The 19,381-nt window shown below is 74.2% G+C and carries 18 protein-coding genes and 1 tRNA gene; 5 read left to right on the forward strand and 14 right to left on the reverse strand.

Features of this window, described 5'->3' with window-relative positions:
- Window positions 1–32: 32 nt before the first annotated feature.
- From AMK31_RS05185 to AMK31_RS05200, 4 genes are all read right to left on the reverse strand, one after another.
- A complete protein-coding gene (locus tag AMK31_RS05185; protein ID WP_073939176.1) occupies window positions 33–410 on the reverse strand; it encodes a hypothetical protein in 378 nt (125 codons plus the stop codon).
- Window positions 411–422: 12 nt separating this feature from the next.
- The gene (locus tag AMK31_RS05190; protein ID WP_073939177.1) at window positions 423–1,148 is read right to left on the reverse strand and encodes an FAD:protein FMN transferase; all 726 of its coding nucleotides are present in this window, start codon (window positions 1,146–1,148) and stop codon (window positions 423–425) included.
- A gap of 1 nt (window position 1,149) precedes the next feature.
- Window positions 1,150–1,575: an FMN-binding protein gene (locus tag AMK31_RS05195; protein ID WP_073939178.1), complete on the reverse strand. Its 426-nt coding sequence runs from the start codon at window positions 1,573–1,575 to the stop codon at window positions 1,150–1,152.
- Window positions 1,576–1,675: 100 nt separating this feature from the next.
- Entirely contained in the window at window positions 1,676–3,013 is a 1,338-nt protein-coding gene (locus tag AMK31_RS05200) for a ferredoxin reductase family protein (protein WP_073939179.1), read from the reverse strand.
- A gap of 153 nt (window positions 3,014–3,166) precedes the next feature.
- Between AMK31_RS05200 and AMK31_RS05205 the strand changes: the two genes are divergently transcribed.
- Window positions 3,167–3,859, forward strand: a complete 693-nt coding sequence (locus AMK31_RS05205) for a response regulator transcription factor (protein WP_073939180.1) — start codon at window positions 3,167–3,169, stop codon at window positions 3,857–3,859.
- Between the two features lie 26 nt (window positions 3,860–3,885).
- The gene (locus AMK31_RS05210) at window positions 3,886–5,304 is read left to right on the forward strand and encodes a sensor histidine kinase (protein ID WP_385310937.1); all 1,419 of its coding nucleotides are present in this window, start codon (window positions 3,886–3,888) and stop codon (window positions 5,302–5,304) included.
- A gap of 2 nt (window positions 5,305–5,306) precedes the next feature.
- On the opposite strand, the gene AMK31_RS05215 is transcribed toward AMK31_RS05210, so the two are convergent.
- Window positions 5,307–6,878 (reverse strand): amidohydrolase, encoded by a 1,572-nt coding sequence (locus AMK31_RS05215; RefSeq protein WP_073939181.1) that lies wholly within the window; start codon window positions 6,876–6,878, stop codon window positions 5,307–5,309.
- Between the two features lie 49 nt (window positions 6,879–6,927).
- Window positions 6,928–8,481 carry an APC family permease gene (locus tag AMK31_RS05220; RefSeq protein ID WP_079186696.1) on the reverse strand — a complete coding sequence of 518 codons (1,554 nt, stop codon included), beginning with the start codon at window positions 8,479–8,481 and terminating at the stop codon, window positions 6,928–6,930.
- Window positions 8,482–8,579: 98 nt separating this feature from the next.
- On the opposite strand from AMK31_RS05220, the gene AMK31_RS05225 reads away from it, so the two are divergent.
- The 3 genes from AMK31_RS05225 to AMK31_RS05235 all read left to right on the forward strand — a co-directional run bounded on the left by AMK31_RS05225 (window position 8,580) and on the right by AMK31_RS05235 (window position 11,654).
- Window positions 8,580–9,188 (forward strand): TetR/AcrR family transcriptional regulator, encoded by a 609-nt coding sequence (locus tag AMK31_RS05225; RefSeq protein WP_073939183.1) that lies wholly within the window; start codon window positions 8,580–8,582, stop codon window positions 9,186–9,188.
- An 87-nt stretch (window positions 9,189–9,275) separates the two neighbouring features.
- A tRNA-Gly gene (locus tag AMK31_RS05230) sits at window positions 9,276–9,347 on the forward strand.
- Window positions 9,348–9,350: 3 nt separating this feature from the next.
- Window positions 9,351–11,654 carry a hypothetical protein gene (locus tag AMK31_RS05235; RefSeq protein WP_073939184.1) on the forward strand — a complete coding sequence of 768 codons (2,304 nt, stop codon included), beginning with the start codon at window positions 9,351–9,353 and terminating at the stop codon, window positions 11,652–11,654.
- Window positions 11,655–11,691: 37 nt separating this feature from the next.
- Here the strand turns inward: AMK31_RS05235 and AMK31_RS05240 are convergent, their stop codons facing one another.
- The 8 genes from AMK31_RS05240 to AMK31_RS05275 form a co-directional block, all read right to left on the reverse strand.
- Entirely contained in the window at window positions 11,692–12,063 is a 372-nt protein-coding gene (locus AMK31_RS05240) for an FCD domain-containing protein (protein ID WP_079186697.1), read from the reverse strand.
- Entirely contained in the window at window positions 11,981–13,384 is a 1,404-nt protein-coding gene (locus tag AMK31_RS05245; RefSeq protein WP_073939185.1) for an FAD-dependent oxidoreductase, read from the reverse strand. Before AMK31_RS05245 ends, AMK31_RS05240 begins: the two co-directional genes overlap by 83 nt.
- The gene (locus tag AMK31_RS05250) at window positions 13,377–14,564 is read right to left on the reverse strand and encodes an MAB_1171c family putative transporter (protein ID WP_079186698.1); all 1,188 of its coding nucleotides are present in this window, start codon (window positions 14,562–14,564) and stop codon (window positions 13,377–13,379) included. The genes AMK31_RS05245 and AMK31_RS05250 overlap by 8 nt, the downstream gene beginning before the upstream one ends.
- Window positions 14,565–14,617: 53 nt before the next feature.
- Window positions 14,618–15,214 (reverse strand): toxin-antitoxin system, toxin component, encoded by a 597-nt coding sequence (locus AMK31_RS05255; RefSeq protein ID WP_143204206.1) that lies wholly within the window; start codon window positions 15,212–15,214, stop codon window positions 14,618–14,620.
- 220 nt (window positions 15,215–15,434) lie between these two features.
- Window positions 15,435–16,790: an FAD-dependent oxidoreductase gene (locus AMK31_RS05260; protein ID WP_073939187.1), complete on the reverse strand. Its 1,356-nt coding sequence runs from the start codon at window positions 16,788–16,790 to the stop codon at window positions 15,435–15,437.
- 146 nt (window positions 16,791–16,936) lie between these two features.
- On the reverse strand, window positions 16,937–17,344 hold the full coding sequence (gene msrB, locus AMK31_RS05265; RefSeq protein WP_073939188.1) for a peptide-methionine (R)-S-oxide reductase MsrB: 408 nt from the start codon (window positions 17,342–17,344) through the stop codon (window positions 16,937–16,939).
- An 18-nt stretch (window positions 17,345–17,362) separates the two neighbouring features.
- Window positions 17,363–18,754 carry a UDP-N-acetylmuramate--L-alanine ligase gene (gene murC / locus AMK31_RS05270; RefSeq protein WP_073939189.1) on the reverse strand — a complete coding sequence of 464 codons (1,392 nt, stop codon included), beginning with the start codon at window positions 18,752–18,754 and terminating at the stop codon, window positions 17,363–17,365.
- 76 nt (window positions 18,755–18,830) lie between these two features.
- Window positions 18,831–19,304 carry an indole-3-glycerol phosphate synthase gene (locus tag AMK31_RS05275; RefSeq protein WP_107468524.1) on the reverse strand — a complete coding sequence of 158 codons (474 nt, stop codon included), beginning with the start codon at window positions 19,302–19,304 and terminating at the stop codon, window positions 18,831–18,833.
- Window positions 19,305–19,381: the final 77 nt, after the last annotated feature.

Consider the following 19,381-nt stretch of genomic DNA (forward strand, 5'->3'; position numbering starts at 1 on the left):
CGTTGCGGGGAGAGTCTAGACCGGTTGTATGGCTACCAGATCAACAGACCACCGCCGATTCCCGCTGCCCGCAGGGCAGTTGCCTCGATGCCGGACAGCCGGGCGCCGATGTGCCGCGCGTGCTGGTCGGCGGTGCGGTCGGCGGGGCAGGTGCGCGCGGCGAGTTCCCCGAGCCCGTCGCGGACCAGGGCGCACTCGCGCAGGAAGGCGGGGATCTCCTCCGGGGCGACGAGGTCGCCCTTGACCAGGGCCGGGAGGAAACGGGCGCCCAGCTCCCGGATCGCCCGCGACCCCCAGACCCTGGTCCGCCAGCGCTCCGGCCCGGCCAGGTCGCAGGCGCCGTCCGGGGTTTCGAGGATGTCGATGTCCCCGTCGGCCCGGACCAGGAAGACCTCGACCGTCAGACTCATGCGCCCAGTGGATCACGCCGCGGCGAGCGGCACGCCCGGCGTGCGCCGCACCCGGTGTCCGGTGTCGACGGCGTACACCTCGCAGCCCTGCTGCCCGGCCGCCCAGGCGACTCCGTCCGGGCCCAGCGCGAAGGCGGCGGTGGCGACGGTGTCGGCCTCGGTGAGGGTGGGCGCGACGACGGTGACGCCGAGGAGGCCGGTGGACGGGCGGCCGGTGCGGGCGTCGAGGATGTGGTCGCCGCGCTCGTAGCGCCCGGAGGTGGCGACGGCGCCGTCGGTGAGCTCCAGCACCGCGCACACCCGGTCGGCGTGTTCGGGGTGCCGTACGCCCACCCGCCAGGGCCCGCCCGCGACGACGACGTCTCCCCCGGCGTTGAGGCAGAACCGCCGCACCCCGGCGCCGGCCAGCAGATCCGCCGCGCGCTGCACCGCCCAGCCCTTGACGACGGCGCACGGGTCGAGGCGGCGCCCGGGCGGGCGTACGTCGAAGGCGCCGCCGGTGGCGACCCGGTACCGCTCGGCGATGGTCAGCACCTCGGCGAGGCCGGCGCTGACGTCCTCCGGGCGGAGCTCGCCCCGGTCCAGGCGGGACACCTCGCTGTCGGGCCGGAACGGGCTGAACCGCGCGTCCGCCTCGCGCAGCCAGGTGTAGACCGCGTCCGCCAGGCCCTCGGGGACGCCGGTGTCGTCGATCCGCAGCGACACGGGGAAGCCCATGACGTGCTCGACGCGCCGCACCTCAGGCCCCCCGCGCGTCGAGCGCGGCCTGCAAGGACTCCCGGTAGCCGTCGCTGGTGACCGTCGCGCCCGACACCGTGTCGATGTCCGCGCTCTGCGCCCGCAGCGTCTCCTCGATCAGCCGCGGCACCGCGTTCGTGGTCTGCGGGTGGTTCGGCTGCTTCAGCATCCGCACGGAGGCGATCTCGTCGCCCTCGAACGTCACCTCGACCTGCACGTCCCCCTTCTCCGTGGCGACGGTCGGACCCGCCACCACCCGGGACGCTCCCGAGGGGCCGGAGGGGGCGGACGACGGTGCGGAGGGTGTGGCGGGCGCGGGGGCCGCCGAAGTGTCGCCGGTGGCCGGGGCGTTCTGGGACGGTGTGTAGCGCCAGACGGGGATCAGCCCGGCCACCGTCAGGACCAGGACGGGCAGTGCTCGCTTCACGGTGTTCTCCTCGTACCTTTCGTTCCCGTCGACCTCGTCGGCCCCGTCGGTCCCATCGGTCCCGTCGGTCCCGTCGGTCCCGTCATTCCTGTCGCGTCCGTCATCCGGCCAGGCTGAAGCGCTCGAAGTGGATCTGCGGGGCCGGTACGCCCAGTTCGCGCAGGCTGCGCCGGACCGCGGCCGTCATGCCGGGCGGGCCGCAGAGGTAGACGTCCCGGTCGGCGATGTCGGGGACCAGGCGGGCCAGTTCGGCCGGGGACAGCTTGTCCGGGGTGACGGGGCCGGTGACCAGGTACAGTTCGGCGCCCTTGGCGTGCGCCAGCTCGCGCAGCTCGTCGTGGAGCACGGCGTCCCGTTCGGTGGCGACACGGTGGATGACGACCGCGTGGCCGTGCAGTTCCTCCAGCAGTGCCCGGATCGGCGTGACTCCGACGCCGCCCGCCACGAGTACCGCGTCGGGGCGGGTGCGGCGCATCGTGGTGAACGCCCCGTAGGGGCCCTCGGCGAAGACCCGGGTGCCGACTTGGAGCCGGCGCAGTGCGGCGCTGCCGTCACCGGCCGCCTTGACGGTCAGCCGGAGGGTGCGGCCGTCGGGCGCCGCCGACAGGGAGAACGGGTTGGCCTGCCACCAGCGGTCGCGGGTGAGGAACCGCCAGAGGAAGAACTGGCCGGCGCGGGCGGGCAGCCGGTCGAGGTCGCGGCCGGTGACGTAGACGGAGACGACGTTGTCGTTCTCGGGGACGACGGCGGAGACGCGCAGCTGGTGGCGCAGGTTCCGCCACAGCGGCAGCACCAGTCGGCCCACGAGCACCGAGCCGAGGACGACGCCCCACAGGGTCCACCAGTAGGCGGTGGCGGCGGGCGAGGCGACGAAGGTGGTGCCGACGGTGACCTGGTGGGTGAAGGCGAGGACGACCGCCACGTAGGTGTACAGGTGGATGAAGTGCCAGGTCTCGTAAGCGAGTCGGCGCCGCGCGAACCGGGCCGAGACGGCGCCGACGACGAGGATCAGGGCGAGGGCGACCACCGCGCGGAGCACGCCTTCGACGGTCTCGGCGAGGTCCACCAGCTGGTTCACCGGGTCCAGTCCGGACGAGTCGGCGTAGCCGAGGGTGATGAACACGGCGTGCGCGAGCAGGGTCCACAGCAGCGCGAAGCCGGTCCAGCGGTGCCACAGGGTGAGCCGGTCCATGCCGATCCGGCGGTCGAGCCAGGGCAGCCGGGCCACCAGCAGCAGCTGGAAGGCCATGAGGAGGGCGCCGTACAGGCCGGCGAGCCGGCCGGTCACGACGAGGGCGTTGGCGGCGAATCCCGCCTGGACGAAGAAGAAGGTCACCACGGCCGCGTTGGCGGCGAGCACGGCGTACAGACCGGTGCGCGCCACCACCTCGGGACGGATCGCCGTGGGGGGCCGGGGAGGCGATTGGACGGTCGTCACGGACGGCAACTCCTGGATCGGGGACCTGAGAACACCGAGCTTCGCCGTCCCGACCTGTCGATTTCCTGTCGTACAACTTTCAAGTGGGTATCGATCCGTGCCCGCGCCGGACACCGGCCCGGTGGGGCCGGGCGCGTCACGCACTATGAACGGGTGGAGAAAGTACGACTGCTCGTCGTGGACGACGATCCGCCCATCGCCGACCTCGTCGCCACGGTCGCCCGCTACGAGGGCTGGGACGCCGTCACCGCGAACACCGGCGAGCAGGCGCTGCGCCGGGCGGCCGAGTTCCGCCCGGACATCGTGGTGCTCGACCTGATGCTCCCCGACCTGGACGGCTTCGGCGTCCTGGACCGGCTGCGCCGCTCGGGCACGATGGTGCCGGTGGTGTTCCTCACCGCCCGGGACGGCGTCGCCGACCGGGTGGCGGGGCTGACCCGGGGCGGCGACGACTACCTGGTGAAGCCGTTCGCGGTGGAGGAGCTGATGGCCCGGCTGCGCACCGTGCTGCGGCGCAGCACCGGGCCCGGGTTGCAGCGGTCGGTGCTGCGCGTCGGGGACCTGACGATGGACGAGGACACCCGGCAGGTGCGGCGCGGCGACGCCCTGCTGACGCTCACTCCGACCGAGTACGAGGTGCTGCGCTATCTGATGCGCAAGTCGCCGACCGTGCTCACCAAGGCGCAGATCCTCGACCACGTGTGGGAGTACGGCTTCGGCGGCCGCTCCAACGTGGTGGAGCTGGTCGTCAGCAGGCTGCGCCGCAAGCTGGACGAGGCCGGCGGCGGGCCGCTGATCCACACCGTGCGCGGCTTCGGGTACGTGATCCGGCAGGCCGCCGAGTGAGACGTGCGAGGCGCCTGCTCGCCCGGATGCGGCGGGCCCGCCGCGGGATGCGGCTCGGCACCCGGCTGGCGCTGGGCCTGGGAGCGCTGTCGCTGGTGGCGTTCGCCGTGGTCGGCACCGCCCTGACCGCGTACATGCGGGACTACCTGGAGCGGCAGCTCGTCGACCAGATGCGGCTGGTGCAGACCGTGCAGTCCAAGGACGCCGCGGAGCACGGCATCGTGCGGCGCAAGCCGTACTACGGCTGGTACACCGCGGTGTACGACGTGACGGGCGGCGACGCGAGGCTGCGCCGGCCCTCCGACGTCCCCGCCGACACCAGCGCGTTCGCCGACCTCGCCGAGACGATGGCCCGCACCGGCGCCGACCCCCTCGCCCGGACCGCGAGGATCGACGGCGAGGGCGTCTTCCAGCTGCGCGGCTGCGAGGTCGAACCCGGGGTGGTGCTGGTCAGCGCGGCCCCCACGCAGGACATCGACGACACCGTACGGCAGCTGATCACCGTGCAGGTCGTCGCGTTCGCGCTGGCCCTGCTGGCGCTGGTGGTGTTCGGGCGGCGGATGCTGCGGCGCGGCCTGAAGCCGCTCAGCGACATGGCGCGCACCGCGCACGGCATCGCCTCGCACGATCTGAGCGAGTCGGCGGCCCGGTTGCCGCTGCGCGCCCCGCGGGCGGGCGGCGGGCCGGAGGTGGAGGAACTGCGCACCGCGTTCAACACCATGCTGGAGCACATAGACGACTCGCTCGCGGTGCGGGCGGAGGCGGAGCAGCGGCTGCGCCGGTTCGTCGCGGACGCCTCGCACGAGCTGCGCACCCCGCTGATGTCGGTGCGGGGTTACGCGGACCTGTTCCAGTACGCGGCCGCCAACGAGCCGGGGGAACGCGAGCGGCACCTGGCGCGGCTGCGCGCGGAGGCCGCCCGGATGGGCGTGCTGCTGGACGACCTGCTGCTGCTCGCCCGGCTCGACGCGGCCGAGGTGGAGACACCGCTCAGGATGGCGGAGGCGGACCTGGTGGAGCTGGTGGAGCAGGCCGCCGACGCGTTCCGGGCGGGTCACCCGGACCGTCCGCTGACCGTGCGGACGCCGGGCGGGCCGGTGCCGCTGCGGCTCGACCCGCAGCGCGTCCGGCAGGTGCTGGACAACCTGCTCACCAACGCGGCCGTGCACACCCCGGCCGGGACCGACGTGTGCGTGGCGGTCTCCGTCACGGCCGGGGCGGCCCTGGTCCGGGTCACCGACGCGGGGCCCGGCATTCCCGCCGCCGACCGGGAGCGGGTCTTCGACCGCTTCTACCGCGTGGACAAGGCCCGCAGCCGCGACCGGGGCGGCAGCGGCCTCGGCCTGTCGGTGGCCCGCTCCCTGGTACGGGCGCACGGCGGCACGATCGAGGTGGCGAGCGAACCGGGCCACACGGAGTTCACGGTCCGGCTGCCGGTGCCCTGAGGTCACATGTCCCGGTGCACCACATGCCCCCCGGTCACGGTGAGCCGCACCGGGGCCTCGGCGACCTCGTCCGCCGGGGCCTGCACCGGGTCGAGGGCGAAGGCGGTCAGGTCGGCGCGGAAGCCCACGGCGATCCGTCCGGCGACGGCCTGCTCACCGGCGGCGAGGGCCGCGTGGGTGGTGCAGCCCTCCAGGGCCTGGAGGCCGGTGAGACCCGCCCGCGCGGAGGCCGCTCCGCGGGGTGCCCGTGCCGTCGCCAGCACCGCGCGGGCGTCGTGGTGGGCGATCGGCCAGTCCGAGCCGAGCGCGACGACCGCGCCCGCGTCCCGCAGGTCCCGCAGCCGCCAGGCCCGCCCGGCACGCGTCTCGCCCAGCCGCAGGGACCACTCGTCGGAGCGGTCGGCCCGGGTGTAGCCGGTGTGCGGGGGCTGCATGGAGGCGATGACGCCGAGCCGCGCGAACCGGCCGATGGTGTCGTCGGGCACCGACTCGATGTGCTCGACGCGGTGCGTGAGCCGCGCGTCCGGTCCGAGCGCCTCGACGGTGTCGAGGACGTGGCGTACGGCCGCGTCCCCGATGGCGTGGGTCGCGGTGCGCACTCCGGCGCGGTGCAGGAATCCGACGGCGTCGCTGTACGCGGCCGGGTCGGGCCAGAACGCCTCGGTGCCCTGGCCGTGGCAGTCCGGGTGCTCCAGCCAGGCGGTGCCGCCCTCGACGGTGCCGTCCATGAAGAACTTCACCCCGCCGACCCGCCAGTGCCGCCCGCCGAGGCTCTGGGCGGCGACCAGTTCGTCCAGGTCGTCCCGGTCGGCGCCCGGCATGCACCAGGGGGCGAAGCGCAGCCGCAGCGGGAGCACGGTCTCCTCCGCCACGGCGCCGACGAGCTCCGGGTCGCCGAGGTCCATGACATGGGCGCCGGTGAGTCCGGTGGCCGCCATGGCGGACAGCAACTCGACGAGGCGGGCGCGCCGTTCGGCGTACGACGGGCGGGGCATGACGGCGGTGACCAGGTCCATCGCGGCGTGCTCCACGAGGTGCCCGGTCAGCCGGCCGTCGGCGTCGACGGCGAGGTGGGAGCGCTGGGCGAACGTCCGGGGGCCGGTCACGCCCGCCGCGTTCAGCGCTGCCCCGGTGACGAGGGCGGAGTGTCCGTCGTACAGCCGCAGGAAGGCCGGGGTGCCGGGCAGTACGTCCTTGATCAGGGCGCGGTCGACGGGGCGTCCGCCGAACACGTTGTGGTCCAGGCCGAAGCCCACCACCCAGCCGTCGGTCCGCTCCGCCGAGGCGAGCGCCGCGCGCAGGCCGTCGAGGTCGGTGACCGTGGACAGGTCGAGCCCGGTGGCCATGTCCAGGCCCCACACGGGGTGGCTGTGGCCGTCCACCAGGCCGGGCACGAGGCAGGCGCCGCCCAGGTCGATGACCTCGGTGCCCGGTCCCCGCCAGTCGCGTACGTAGGCGTGGTCCCCGACGGCGGCGATCCGCCCGTCGCGCACGGCGACCGCGTCGGCGTACGGCCGTTCGGGGTCGAGGGTGCGGACTCGGGCGCCGGTGAGGACGAGGTCGGCGGAGGGCATGCGGGCTCCTTGTCGTACGGAGTGGGGCGGGTGTGCGGGTGCCGGGGGGTCAGTCCGCGCGGCGGGCGGCCGGTTCGGGGACGCCGTGAGCGTCGGGTTCGAGGGCCGGGTCCGCGTCCGGCTCGGCGGCGAAGCGCTCGTAGACCTCGGGCCGGCGCCGGCGCAGGGCTTGGGCGAGAGCGAGTCCGGCGAGGAAGACGGCGGGGACGAGGGCGACGAGCACGGTGTTCACCGTCGGGGAGGCGCCGGTGAACTGGTCCAGGTGGGCGACGACGAGGGCGATGGCGGCGGCGAGCAGCAGCGCGGCCACGACCGGCGCGACCACGGTCCGCAGGGCACCCTCCCGGTGGCTCACGCGCCGGAAGTACAGCGGCACGGCCAGCGCGGCGAGCAGTTGCAGCGCCATCAGGCCGAGCATCCCGGGCGTGTTGACCCACAGCAGCAGTTGCCCGTACGGGTCGGCTCCGGCCAGCGCGAAGGCGAGGACGACGACGGCGCCGAGGACGGTCTGGGCGAGGCCCGCGACGTAGGGCGAGCCGTGGCGCGGGTGGACCCGGGCCAGCGCCTTGGGGAGCACCCCTTCCTCGGCGAGGGCGAGGCCGTAGCGGTTGATGGCGTTGTGGAAGGCGAGCAGGGAGGCCAGGACGCTGGTGACGATGAGGATGTGCATCAGGTCGGCCGCCCAGGCGCCGACGTAGGTGGTGATGGCGGTGAAGAACAGCCCGGCCGGGTCGTCGCCGGCGGCGGCGACGACCTCCGCGTCGCCGAACGCCTGGATCGCGATCCAGACCACGAACGCGTAGAAGAGGCCGAGGAAGCCGACGGCGGCGTAGGTGGCGCGCGGCACGGTCCGCGCGGGGTCCCGGGCCTCACGGCGGTAGATGACGGTGGACTCGAAGCCGGTGAACGCGGCGAACGCGAAGGCGAGCACCACGGCCAGGCCGGGCACGAACACGTTGCCGGGCGCGAACGAGGCGAGGGACAGGCCGTCGGCGCCGCCCTTCACGAGGACTCCCCCGGCGAGCAGGACCAGGATGCCGGTCTCGGCGACGAGCAGGACGCCGAGGAGCTTGGCGCCGAAGTCGATGGACCGGTAGCCGCCGTACCCGATGAGCAGCAGCCCGGCGAGCGACACGGGCAGCCAGGGGATGTCGGCGCCGGTCAGGGCGTGCACGGTGTCCTGGGTGGCGGTGCCGAGGAGGCCGTAGACGCCGATCTCCATGCCGTTGTAGCCGATCAGGGCGAGCAGGGCTGCGCCCATGCCGACACCGCGGCCGAGCCCGCGGGTGATGTACGCGTAGAAGGCGCCGCCGCCTCGGACGTGGCGGCTCATGGTGGTGAAGCCGACGGCGAAGACGGCGAGGGTGATCCCGGCGAGCAGATAGCCGACCGGGGCGCCGATCCCGCCGAGCAGGATCGCCAGTGGGGCGACGCCTGCCATGACGGTGAGCGGGGCGGCGGCGGAGACGACGAAGAAGGCGATGTCGGCGGTGCCGAGGGAGCCGGAGCGCAGGGCCGGGGCGGTGTGGCTCTGGCCGGTGGAGCTGGTGACGGGCACGGGCGAGGGCCCTTCTGGCTGCGTGAGGGACGTGGGGACGGGCATGCGGGGTGTCCGGCGCCGGTAAACCTAAAGGCTTTCGGTTTTCGCAATGTAGCCTCATCCTCGGACAGCCGGGAAGACCCTTGAGGGGGACACACGCCATGGGACGGCCGCGCACGCCCCTGCTCGACCGGGAGCGCATCACCACCACCGCACTCGAACTCGTCGACGAGCAGGGCGAGTTCAGCGTCCCCCAGATCGCCCGCCGGCTCGGTGTGCAGACGGGCTCGGTGTACCACCATGTGGACGGCCGGGACGGCATCGTCGAGCTGCTGCGCGAACGGGTGGCGGAGGGCATCGACCCGGGGACCCTCGACGAGCGCCCCTGGGACCGGGCGCTGGCCGCCTGGGCGCGCTCCTACCGGGCGGCCTTCGCGGCCCACCCGCGCGCCATCCCGCTGCTGATGGCCTCACCGGTCCGCGCGCCCCGCGTCCTCGCGCAGTACGAGCGCGCGGTCGCGCTGCTGCTGGCGGCGGGCTTCCCCCTGCCCGAGGTCATGCCGGTCGTCACCGCCCTGGAGAACGTGGTCCTCGGCTCGGCCCTCGACCTCGCCGCCCCCGAGACCATGTGGGAGGTCGCCGACGACACCGCGACCCCCCGGCTGGCCGAGGCCCTGGCGGCCGTCGGCGGGCACCGCGCGGACCGGGGCTTCGACATCGCCCTGGAAGGCTTCCTCGCCGACGCGCGGCGCAGGCTGGCGGAGGCGTGAGACAACTCGTGCGGTACCGGCGAACGTTCGCGGCGTGCGGAAAACGTTTGATCGAGCCCGCACCCGGCGTCTAGGGTCGGCGACCGACGGCGTGTAGCTCAGCAGCAGAGCACCGGGCTTCCTACCCGGAGGGCGCAGGGGCGGAACCTGCCACGCCGGCTTATGAACGACAACGCTGAGCAGCAGCCTCTCACCGTGTCCGCGTCCTACGCCCACGCCCAGCTGGCCAGGGCCTTCGTGACCGCGCTGACCCACGAGGACGCCGCGACCCGGGACCGGGCGTCGGCACGCGGGCAGCGCTGGCGTGCCGTGCTCGCCGGGATGGCCGACGGCCGGCTGAGGATCGGCTCCCGCACCCCGGTGCGCGGCTTCCCGGTCTGGGTGACCCCCGAGGTGGTGCGCGGCGGCTTCGCCACCGGAGCGCCGAGCGCCGGCGGCCCCCTGCAGCCGTACGAGAGGGAACTCGCCCGGCGGTTCGGGGTGCCGGCCGACCGGCGGGCGCTGTTCGACCACTGCCTCACCGAGGCCGGTCTCCACTGGCTGTGGGAACTGCTGGACGACGGCCGGTACGAGGTGACGGTCCCCGAGGAGGCCGCGCTGCTCACCGCCGCCTGGCTGGTGCGCCACGGGGAGGCGGCCGACGCGCTGGACCTGCTGGCGGAACTGGGGCCGTTCGCCGGGGAGTTGCGTTTCCTGCCCCGGCCGACGGAGCGGCCCGCTCCGAGGGACGCCGAGGCGGTGCACCGCAGGACCGCCTCCGACGCCGCCGGCACCCTGCGACGGCGGCGGCCCAGCGAGGCCGTCGAGACCGAGCGCGAGGCGCTCACCGTATGGGCGCCGTTCGGCGACGAACTGCTCGCGCACTGGCTGGAGACGGCCGACGACGACGGCCGGGTGCTCGCGCGCACCCCGGACGCCGCCTGGCCGGCGCGCGGCGCGGCCCTGCTCGACCGCTACCGGCGGCTGGCCGCGAAGCACGACCTGTGCGGAAAGCACCGCAACCCCAAGGAGAACCTGGGCATCCTGCGCGGCGCACTGGAGGAGACGGTCGCCGGACGGCCGCTGGACCCGCGCCGGCTGGGTCTGCTGCGGCAGGCGGTGACGGGCATGGTGCGGCGGCGCGGCCTGCCCGGCTCCGCCCCGCACACGGCACTGCGCGACCGGCAGGCACGGCAGGCGGCGCTCCCCTCCTACCACGCGCTGGCCCGGCTCGTGGTGGGCCGGCTGGCCGCGCTGCCCCAGGACACCGGCGTCCCGGACCCGGAGCCGGTGCTCGCCCCGGTGACGGAGGAGGAGAGCCGGGAGACCCGCCTGCCGGCCGGGGCCGTCCTGCCGCCGGCGATCCGGCGGCCGGTGGAGGCGGCGCTGAGCGCGCCCGTCGGCACCCTGGTGGACCGGGGTGTCGTCCCGTCCGCCGAGGTCCTGGCCGAGCTGGTGCCGCAGCTGGTCGCCGCGACCACCGCGCAGGCGTACCGCGACGAGCCGCTGCGCACGCTGATGGCCGCCGCCTACCGGGCCTTCCGCAACCGCCGCTCCCTGCTCCTGCTCGACCTGGAACGTCAGGTGCGGGTGGAGGAGCTGCCCTGGGTACGGGCGGTGGCCGGGCACCGCGAGGACGCCGCCGCCGGCACGTCCGCGCTGACCGTGCTGCGGCAGCTCGGCGAACTGGCGGTGCGGGCCTTCCCGGGCACGATCCTGCCCAACCCGCTCGTCCGTGAGCTCGGCGTGCTCGGCCGCCAGGCGGACCTGGACGCCCCGTTCGTGGAGGAGCTGGCCGCGGACATCTTCATGGGCACGTTCAGCCCGAAGTTCCTCACGGCGGCACGGATCGCGGCCGAACTGCTCACCGGCACGCTCTACGAGCGCTACTACGGCATCGACTACCGCGCGATCCGCGACCTGGCGATCGCCGAGACGGGCTCGGCCCCGAGCCGTGGGCGCGGCGCCCGCACGTCCCCGGGGTTCGCGCGGCTCTGCGCCGAGCGGGCGGGTACGACCGTCGGCCCGTCCTGGTCGGCGGCGGCCAACGGCAGGACCATCGAGCAGGCGCAGATCCTGACCACGCACAACCTGGCCACACTGGTGTCCCGGGCCGGCATCACCCCGGAGCCCGGCTGGCCGGCGCTGCCCCGCCACTCCTTCACCACGGTCTGCCGCCTGACCGCCCGCATCCACAACCACCCGCGCCCGCTGGCCACCGTCAAGGACACCGCGTACGCCTGGCGCCAGATGCTCTTCCACCTGTCCCTGTGCGCACCGGCCGAGCAGCGCGCCACCCTCGCGTGGCTGGACGAGGAGACGGCCCGCCACCCGTCCCACGTCGCCACCCGCCTGGCACCGGCCCTGCACGGCCTGCGCCGGGTCGCCGAGGGCGGCGCCTTCGACGCGGACGGCACGGCGGACGGGGGGCGGGGGCGGCGGCTGCTCGGCTGGACGACGGAGCGGCACTGGCTGCCGGCCGGCTGACGGGCGCGGACGCCGGCCGGCGGCTGCGGGCGCGGCCTCAGGTGCTGTCCTGCCTGAAGTGGCCCTGCACCGCGGCGCGGCTCGTCGCCAGGTGGTGCAGGACCAGGGACTCGACGCGGGACACGTCCCGCTGCGCGATGGCCTGGTAGAGCGCCTCGTGTTCCTCGGCGATGCCCAGCAGGTCGTCGTGCCGCCCGAGGAGCCAGCGCAGCCGGCTGCGCAGCACGCCCTCGAGTTCGCTCAGCAGCTCGTTGCCGGCGAGCGAGATGACCGTCTGGTGGAAGTCGGCCGCGGCGCGGTGGGCCGCCTGGCAGGGGCGCGTGGGTTCAGCTGGTGAGGCTCTCCAGGAGCCGGCGTTCGGCAGCCGTGAACTGCGGCTCCGTGAGCGTCGGCCGCAAAGGACCGACAAGGGCTGACAGCAGGGCTCCGGGGCGGACGAGTGAGGGAGGCGTGGCCTGGAGGGCCAGGACGTCCGTCAGGGCCGTGGCCGCGTGGAACGAGCCCGTCGCGGTGCGGGACAGGCGGCTGACGTAGCGGTGCAGCAGCCGGTCGGCGACGTTCGGGCGCTTGCCGGTGGTCGTGGGGAAGTGGATGTCCTGGCCCACCGAGAGCGCCCACGCGGTGTCCACGCGGCGGGCGATGGCGCGCTGGGCGCGGCGGGCGACGCCGGGGGCCGGTCCGTTCGAGAGGGCGTCCCTGAGGGCGACGGCGCCTTGTGCCGCCGCCGACATGCCCTGCCCGTAGAGGGGGTTGAAGGCCGCGACGGAGTCCCCGAGCGCCACCAGGCCCTCCGGCCACACGGTGAGCCGTTCGTAGTAGCGGCGCCGGTTGGCGGTGCTGTGGGTGACCGTCACGTCGGAGAGCGGTTCGGCGTGCCGGAGGAGGTCCGCCATGATCGGATGACGCAGGGTGCGGGCGAAGGGTTCGAAGGCGTCGGCGTCCCGGGTGGGATGGCCGCCGGGCGCGCCCATGAGGCTGACGTGCCAGCGCTCCCCCTCGATCGGCAGGATGCCGCCGGCGTTGCCGGGCCGGGGCAGGCTCGGGTCGGCCTGGACGCCGACGACGGGCCAGCCCTGGGTGGGCACGGGGGCGCGGTAGAAGCGGCTGGCGTAGACGAGCCCGGAGTCGATGTGGTCCTGGGTGAGCCCGGTGATGCCGAGGCCGGTGAGCCATTCGGGCATGCGGGAGCCCCGGCCGGAGGCGTCGACGACCAGGTCGGCGCGGATGTCCGTCTCCGTGCCGTCGGCGCCGCGGACCCGCACGCCCGTGACGCGGTGGCGGTCGCCGAGGAGCCCGACGGCCCTGGTGTGCGTGCGCGCGCCGACCCGGTGGTCCTTGAGGACCAGCGCCCGGACGACGGAGTCGGTCAGGTCCCGGCTCGCGGTGATCAGGTGGTGGGTGGCCCGCCGCCAGCGGCGGTACCAGCCCTCGGGCGAGTAGATGAGCATGTCGGTGGTCACCGGTATGCGGTGGGCGCCCGCGGCGAGCAGCGCGTCGACACTGCCCGGCAGCAGGGTCTCGAACGCCTCGACGCCGCCGGTCTGCAGGAAGTGGATGTGGGCGGCCTGGGGAACGCCGGTGCGCGGCTCGGGGCCTTCGGGGAGTTCGTGGGCCTCGATGATCTCGACGGTGTCGACGTGCTCCTTGACGGCCGCCGCGGCGAGCATCCCGGCGATGCTGCCTCCGACGACGACAGCGTGGACGGGACGGTGGGGCGGCGTTTCACTCATGATGGGCTGCTTTCTGCGGAGGCACGTGGTGGTGAAGGAGGTCGTGGACGACGGACGAGGCGAGCGCCCTGGATATCGGCACCAGGTCCTGTGGGCGCCACACCGCGCCGTGACCGACGTCCAACGGCTGGTCTTTCAGGGCGCGTTGGCGCTCGCGGGCGACGAGGATCATGGCCGCGTCGGCGGTGACCGCCGCGTCGGACGCGTCGCCGTCACGGACCGCCGCGCGGTAGGCCGCCTCGCGGACGTCGGCGTCGCAGTAGGGGCTCAGCGCGAGGATGGCGTCGTAGAGGGCCGTCCTGCGTCCGGTCAGGAGCACGGCCGGCGGGGTGCGCCACCACGGCAGCGAGGCGCGGATTGCGCCCGGTGTGGGGACGTCCCGCAGGGCCCGCCACAGCGGTGCGAGCTGCCGCAGCTGCCGTACGACCCGGGCGGTCTCGACGACGTGCGGGCCGGCCAGCGGTACGGCGAAGCCGAGGGCGCCGAGGACGCAGGCGGGGGCGGCGAGCAGCGGGGAGACCCGGTCCACGAGGAAGTCCAGCCGGTGCCCCGTCCACCGGGCCACCACCGCGACCAGTCGCATGACGTCGTAGCACACGATGATCAGGTAGGCGGGCGCCAGGATGCGCAGGCCCGCGCGGAGCGAGCCGTGCACCCTCGCGGACCAGCGCCAGCACAGGGTGCTCGCGGCCGCCATGGCCACCGTCTGGGCCACCAGGTAGAGGACGATCATCTCCCGGATGTACGGCGTGGTGGCGTAGTGCGCGTCGAACAGCGCGGGCTGCTCCACCGGGGCGCTGCCGGCCCGGAACAGGACGGCGATGGCGAGGACGGTCAGGCTGTAGGCGGTCACGCACAGCCGGGACAGCCGCCGGGTCCGCTCCGGGGGAGCCGGCCGCCAGTTGATGATCAGCAGCAGGCTGGCGCCGGAGAACGCGGTCGTCGTCACGTAGACCACGGGAGCGGCGAAGTTGGGGACGCCCGTCAGCCGGTTCAGTCCCTCGATGGACTCCGGGGCGGCGAGGATCATCAGGCAGCCCGCGGAGAAGAGCAGCAGGCAGGCCGCGCGTAACAGGGTGTCGTGGCGTCTGCGGGCCAGCGCGGGGATCTTCATGGCGCACACCAGCAGCAGCATGAGCCCGCACACGTAGAAGCCGAGACTGCTCGGTCCGGATGTCACCTTGGCGCTTCTCTCCTCGGTGCGGGCACTGCGGTCGACCCGCGTCGGACGGGTCAGATCCGGCGGAACCGGTGTGCCATGGAGGCCTGGATGCGCCCGGTGTGCGGGTCGCCGGTCGCGTGGGCCTCCGCCAGGGCGGCCCGCACGTCCGTGGCGAACCGGAAGCCGAAGCGCTCCGCTTCGACCTCCTCCCGCACCTCCTGGTCGTCGGTGCGGGCGGCGAAGTGGAGCGCGGCGTCCATGGGCGTGCCGGGTGCTGCGGCGCCGAGGACTTCGGAGAGGGCTGCCGCCCATTCGGCGGACCTTGCCGCCCGGCTGTCCGCGGCGCGGGACGCGGCGGGGCCGTGGCCGGTGCTGTCGCCGCCGTGGTCCTGGAACATGTGCCAGGCCTCGTGGCCGATGATCACGAGCTGGTGTTCGGGGTCGGTGTTCTCCTCGTAGACGATCAGGTCCTGGCCGGTGCGGTCCACCCACACACCGCTGGCGGTCGCCGGCGGGAAGGCGGCCGCGCGCAGCTGGACCGGCCTGCCCCGCACCAGCGTCAGGGCCTCGCCGATCGCGGGGACGACGTCCTCGCCGCACAGGGGCGGGCGTAAGTGCTCCACGAGTCGGGCGCTGAGCCGCCGCATCGCTCTCGATCCGGTACTCATCGGTGTTCTCCGCTTCCGTCCTCGTCGAGCCGCGCCCAGTCGAGCCCGCGTCCAGCCGGTCGCCGGCGGAGCGGCTGTCGCGTACGCGTCGCACCCTAACGCCCGGTCGATACCGCCCTCAACGATCGTTATCAGCCGAAAACGATCGCCGATCAGCCGAAAACGATCGCTGAGGGGATGAGCCCGGCCACGCCGCTCGCGTGGCCGGAGCGCGCTCGGGTCAGGCCCGCGGTGCCTCCGGCGCCAGCGGCGGCTCGGCGGGCGTGGGCGTGGGCGGGCCGAAGAGGGCGGCCCGGGCCACGGGTGCGGCGAACAGGGCGGTGACGGGCGCGGAGAGGGTCAGTACGGAGCGGAAGGCGCGGCCCACTACGGGGTCGCCGTAGTAGCGCTCCTGGACGCGCCGCAGGTACCAGCCGGCGACGCGGTCCGCGGGCCCTCCGTCCACCGCGTTGCCGACCGCGCCCGGCATCGCGCGGTCCGCCCCGGCGGAGATGTCCCACGCCTGCCGGGACGCCGCGAGGACGGCCCGCTGCACACGCCGCGTCGTGGGCGTGCGGCGCGGATCGGCGAGCGCGTCGCGCAGGGCGACCGCGCTCATCGCGGCGACGGCCATGCCCTGCCCGTAGATCGGGTTGAAGGTGCACAGCGCGTCGCCGGTGGCGAGGAACCCGGCCGGGTGGCGGCCCGGCAGGTCGTAGCGGCGGCGGATGTTCGCGGTGCGCCGGAAGCCGAACGGCGGCGAGAGCGGTTCGGCCTCTTCGAGCCACCGGTGCAGGAGCGGGTGCGGCAGCCTCTTGGTGTAGGCCACGAACTCGTCCTCGTCCGTGGGCGGTTCGTCGCCGCGCAGCCCCGAGACGATGACCAGGTGGGTGCCGTCCTCCAGCGGCAGCGCACCGCCGGCGTGGACCTGGTCGGGGGTGGGATAGACGTAGTAGCCGAGGGTGTCGCCGTCGAGGACGCCGCCGCGGCCGCGGTAGACGCGGGAGGCGTACGCGAGTCCCGTGTCGATGGTCTCCTCGCGCGGGGCGTCGGCCCCGATCGCGGTGAGCCACTGCGGGGCCTTCGTGCCGCTGCCGGACGCGTCGACGACCAGGTCCGCCTCGATGGCCCGCTGCTCCGCGCGGGCGTCGCCGGTACGGTCCCGCACCAGCACGCCGCGCACGCGCGAGGCGTCGCCGAGGAGCCCGACGACGTCCGCTCCCTCCACCACGCTGATCACCGGGTTGGCGAACACGTGCCGCCGTACCAGCTCCTCCAGCTGCGCGCGGGAGCCGGTGTAGATGTGCGTCGTCGCCGGCACCCGGCGGAACCAGCGCTCACCCTGCCGCAGCACCAGGTCCGCCGGCAGACCCACCCGCGGCGCCCCCGCCGCCCGCAGCTCCGCCAGCAGACCCGGCAGCAGCGACTCCAGCGCCACCTGCCCGCCCTCCAGCAGGACGTGCGGATGCCGGCTCTGCGGCACACCGGGCCGCGCCTTCGTGCCGTCCGGGAACCGGTCCCGCTCGACGACGGTCACCCGATCGGCGTACCCGGCGAGGACGTGCGCCGCGAGCAGCCCCGCGAGACTCCCGCCCACGACGACCGCGTGCCGCCCTCCCCGACCGCCGCTCTCGCCCCAACGGCCCGTTGCTCCAGCAGAGTTCACCGATCCGCTCCCCATGGTCGCCTCGTGCGAAGGGACCAGTATCGCCGGATCGGCCGCCGCCGGTGGACGACTCCGGCTCAGTCCCCGTCCGGCGCCAGCCGCAGCGCGATGCTGTTGATGCAGTACCGCTGGTCGGTGGGGGTCGGATAGCCCTCGCCCTCGAAGACGTGTCCCAGGTGGGACCCGCACCGCGCGCACCGCACCTCCGTGCGGACCATGCCGTGCGACCGGTCCTCGATCAGCTCGACGGCGTCGGTGTCCTTGGGGTCGAAGAAGGACGGCCAGCCGCAGTGGGACTCGAACTTGGTGTCCGAGGTGAACAGGTCAGCGCCGCACGCGCGGCAGGAGTAGACACCCTTCGTCTTGGTGTCCGTGTACTCACCGGTGAACGCGGGCTCGGTCGCGGCCTGGCGCAGCACCGCGTACTCGGCCGGGCTCAGCTCCGCGCGCCACTGCTCGTCCGGCTTCTCGACGTCGTACGACATGAGCTTCAGCCCCTCACTTCACAGGCTCGACAGACGGTCCAGGATGCGCGGGCCGAGGTCGGTGACATCGCCCGCGCCCATGGTGAGAACGAGATCACCGGGGCGGGCCATTCCCGCGATCGCGTCCGGCACCTCGGCCTTGTCGTGCACGGCCGTCACCTCGGCGCCGGCCGTGCGGGCCGCGTCGATGATCAGCTCGCTGGTGATGCCGGGGATCGGGTCCTCGCGGGCCGGGTAGATGTCGAGGACGACGGAGGCGTCCGCCAGGGACAGCGACCGGCCCATCTCCTTGCCCAGCTCCTGGGTGCGGGAGAACAGGTGCGGCTGGAAGACGACGAGGATGCGGGACTCGCCGGCCGCGGCCCGCATCGCCTCCAGGTCGGCGGTCATCTCGGTGGGGTGGTGGGCGTAGGAGTCGACGACCTGGACCCCGGCGGCCTCGCCCTTCAGCTGCAGGCGCCGCTTGACGCCGGTGTACGCCGCCAGCGCCGGGGCCAGCTCGGCCGCCGGGATGCCCATGGCGGCGCCCGCCGCGAGGGCGGCGACCGCGTTGTGGGCGTAGTGGCGGCCCGGGACGGAGACCGTGAAGGTGAGCGGCGCGCCGTCCAGCTCGACGGTGACCTCGCTCTTCAGCCCCTGCGGGACGACCGACAGGACGCGGACGTCGGCGTCCTGCGACTCGCCGTACGTCACCGTCCGCACCGTGCCCGCGAGGCGGCGGGTCAGCTCGCGCGCGCCCTCGTGGTCCGCGGAGATCACCAGGGTGCCGCCGGGGACGATCTTCCCGGCGAAAGTCTCGAAGGACTCGTAGATCTCGTCCATCGAGGCGTAGTTCGCGTGGTGGTCCAGCTCGACGTTGAGGACGATGGCGACCTCGGGCGCGTACTTGTGGAAGCTGCGGTCGCTTTCGTCCGCCTCGGCGACGAAGATCTCGCCGTCGCCGTGCAGCGCGTTGGAGCCGGGCGCGTCGAGGTCGCCGCCGATGGCGTACGACGGCTTCAGGCCCAGCTCGCCGAGGGAGACCGCCAGCATCGACGTGGTCGTCGTCTTGCCGTGGGTGCCGGCCACCGCGATCGGGCGCAGGCCCAGCATCAGCGCGGCAAGGGCGTCGGACCGGTGCACCACCGGGATGCCCAGCTCGGCCGCGCGGGCCAGCTCCGGGTTGTCGGCGCGGATCGCCGAGGACACGACGACGCAGCTGGCGTCGTCGGCCAGGTGCTCGGCGGCGTGCCCGATGTGCACCGTCGCGCCCAGCGCGCGCAGCGCCTCGGCGGTGGCCGAGTCCTTGGCGTCGCTGCCCGCGACCTTGGCGCCGCGCTGCGCGAGGATCTTGGCGATGCCCGACATCCCGGCGCCGCCGATGCCGATGAAGTGCGGTCGGTCCATGGCGGTAGGAAGGCCGGGTGCCATGCGTTCTTCTCCCCAAGATGCGGTACAGGATGTGCGCACACCCGGGCCGGACGGGCCGGGGGCGTGCCGCCCAAGCCTATGCCTTGCTGTGGGAGAACAGTTTGAGCACCGGTACTCCCACCTTGTGGCGCGCCCGCGACGCCCAGTCCCGGTGGAAGAACTCCTCCACGTAGTGCGGGTCGGTCAGCACGATCACCTCGTCCGCGCCGGTCTCCTCGACCAGGCCCTTCAGCGCGTCCAGCGGGTGGTCCTCGATGAGCCGGCCGTCGGCGGTGCTGCCCGCCGCGCGCAGCGCCTGCAGCGACACGTCCAGCGCCTGCTCACCGGCGGTTCTGGCCTCCTCGCCCTCGGGGGTCTCGCGCTCGCGCGCGGCCTCCTCCAGTTCGCCCAGGGCGAGGTCGTCGATGGCGCGCAGCAGGCGGTCCGCCTGTTCGCCGCGCGGCTGGAGCAGCACGTGGAAGCGGACCGGCTCGTCGCCGTGCAAGGTGGTGACGAACTCCACGTCGGCGGACGTCAGGGCCTTCTCGATCATCAATACGCTTGTGAACACCAGGCGCCCCTTCTCCTTCGAGGGCTTACGACGCCCTCTGTCCTCCGTGGGCCGTACCGGGCCCTGCGGAAACCATC

Source organism: Streptomyces sp. TSRI0107 (assembly GCF_001905845.1).
In the GTDB taxonomy this organism is placed as follows: Bacteria; Actinomycetota; Actinomycetes; order Streptomycetales; family Streptomycetaceae; genus Streptomyces.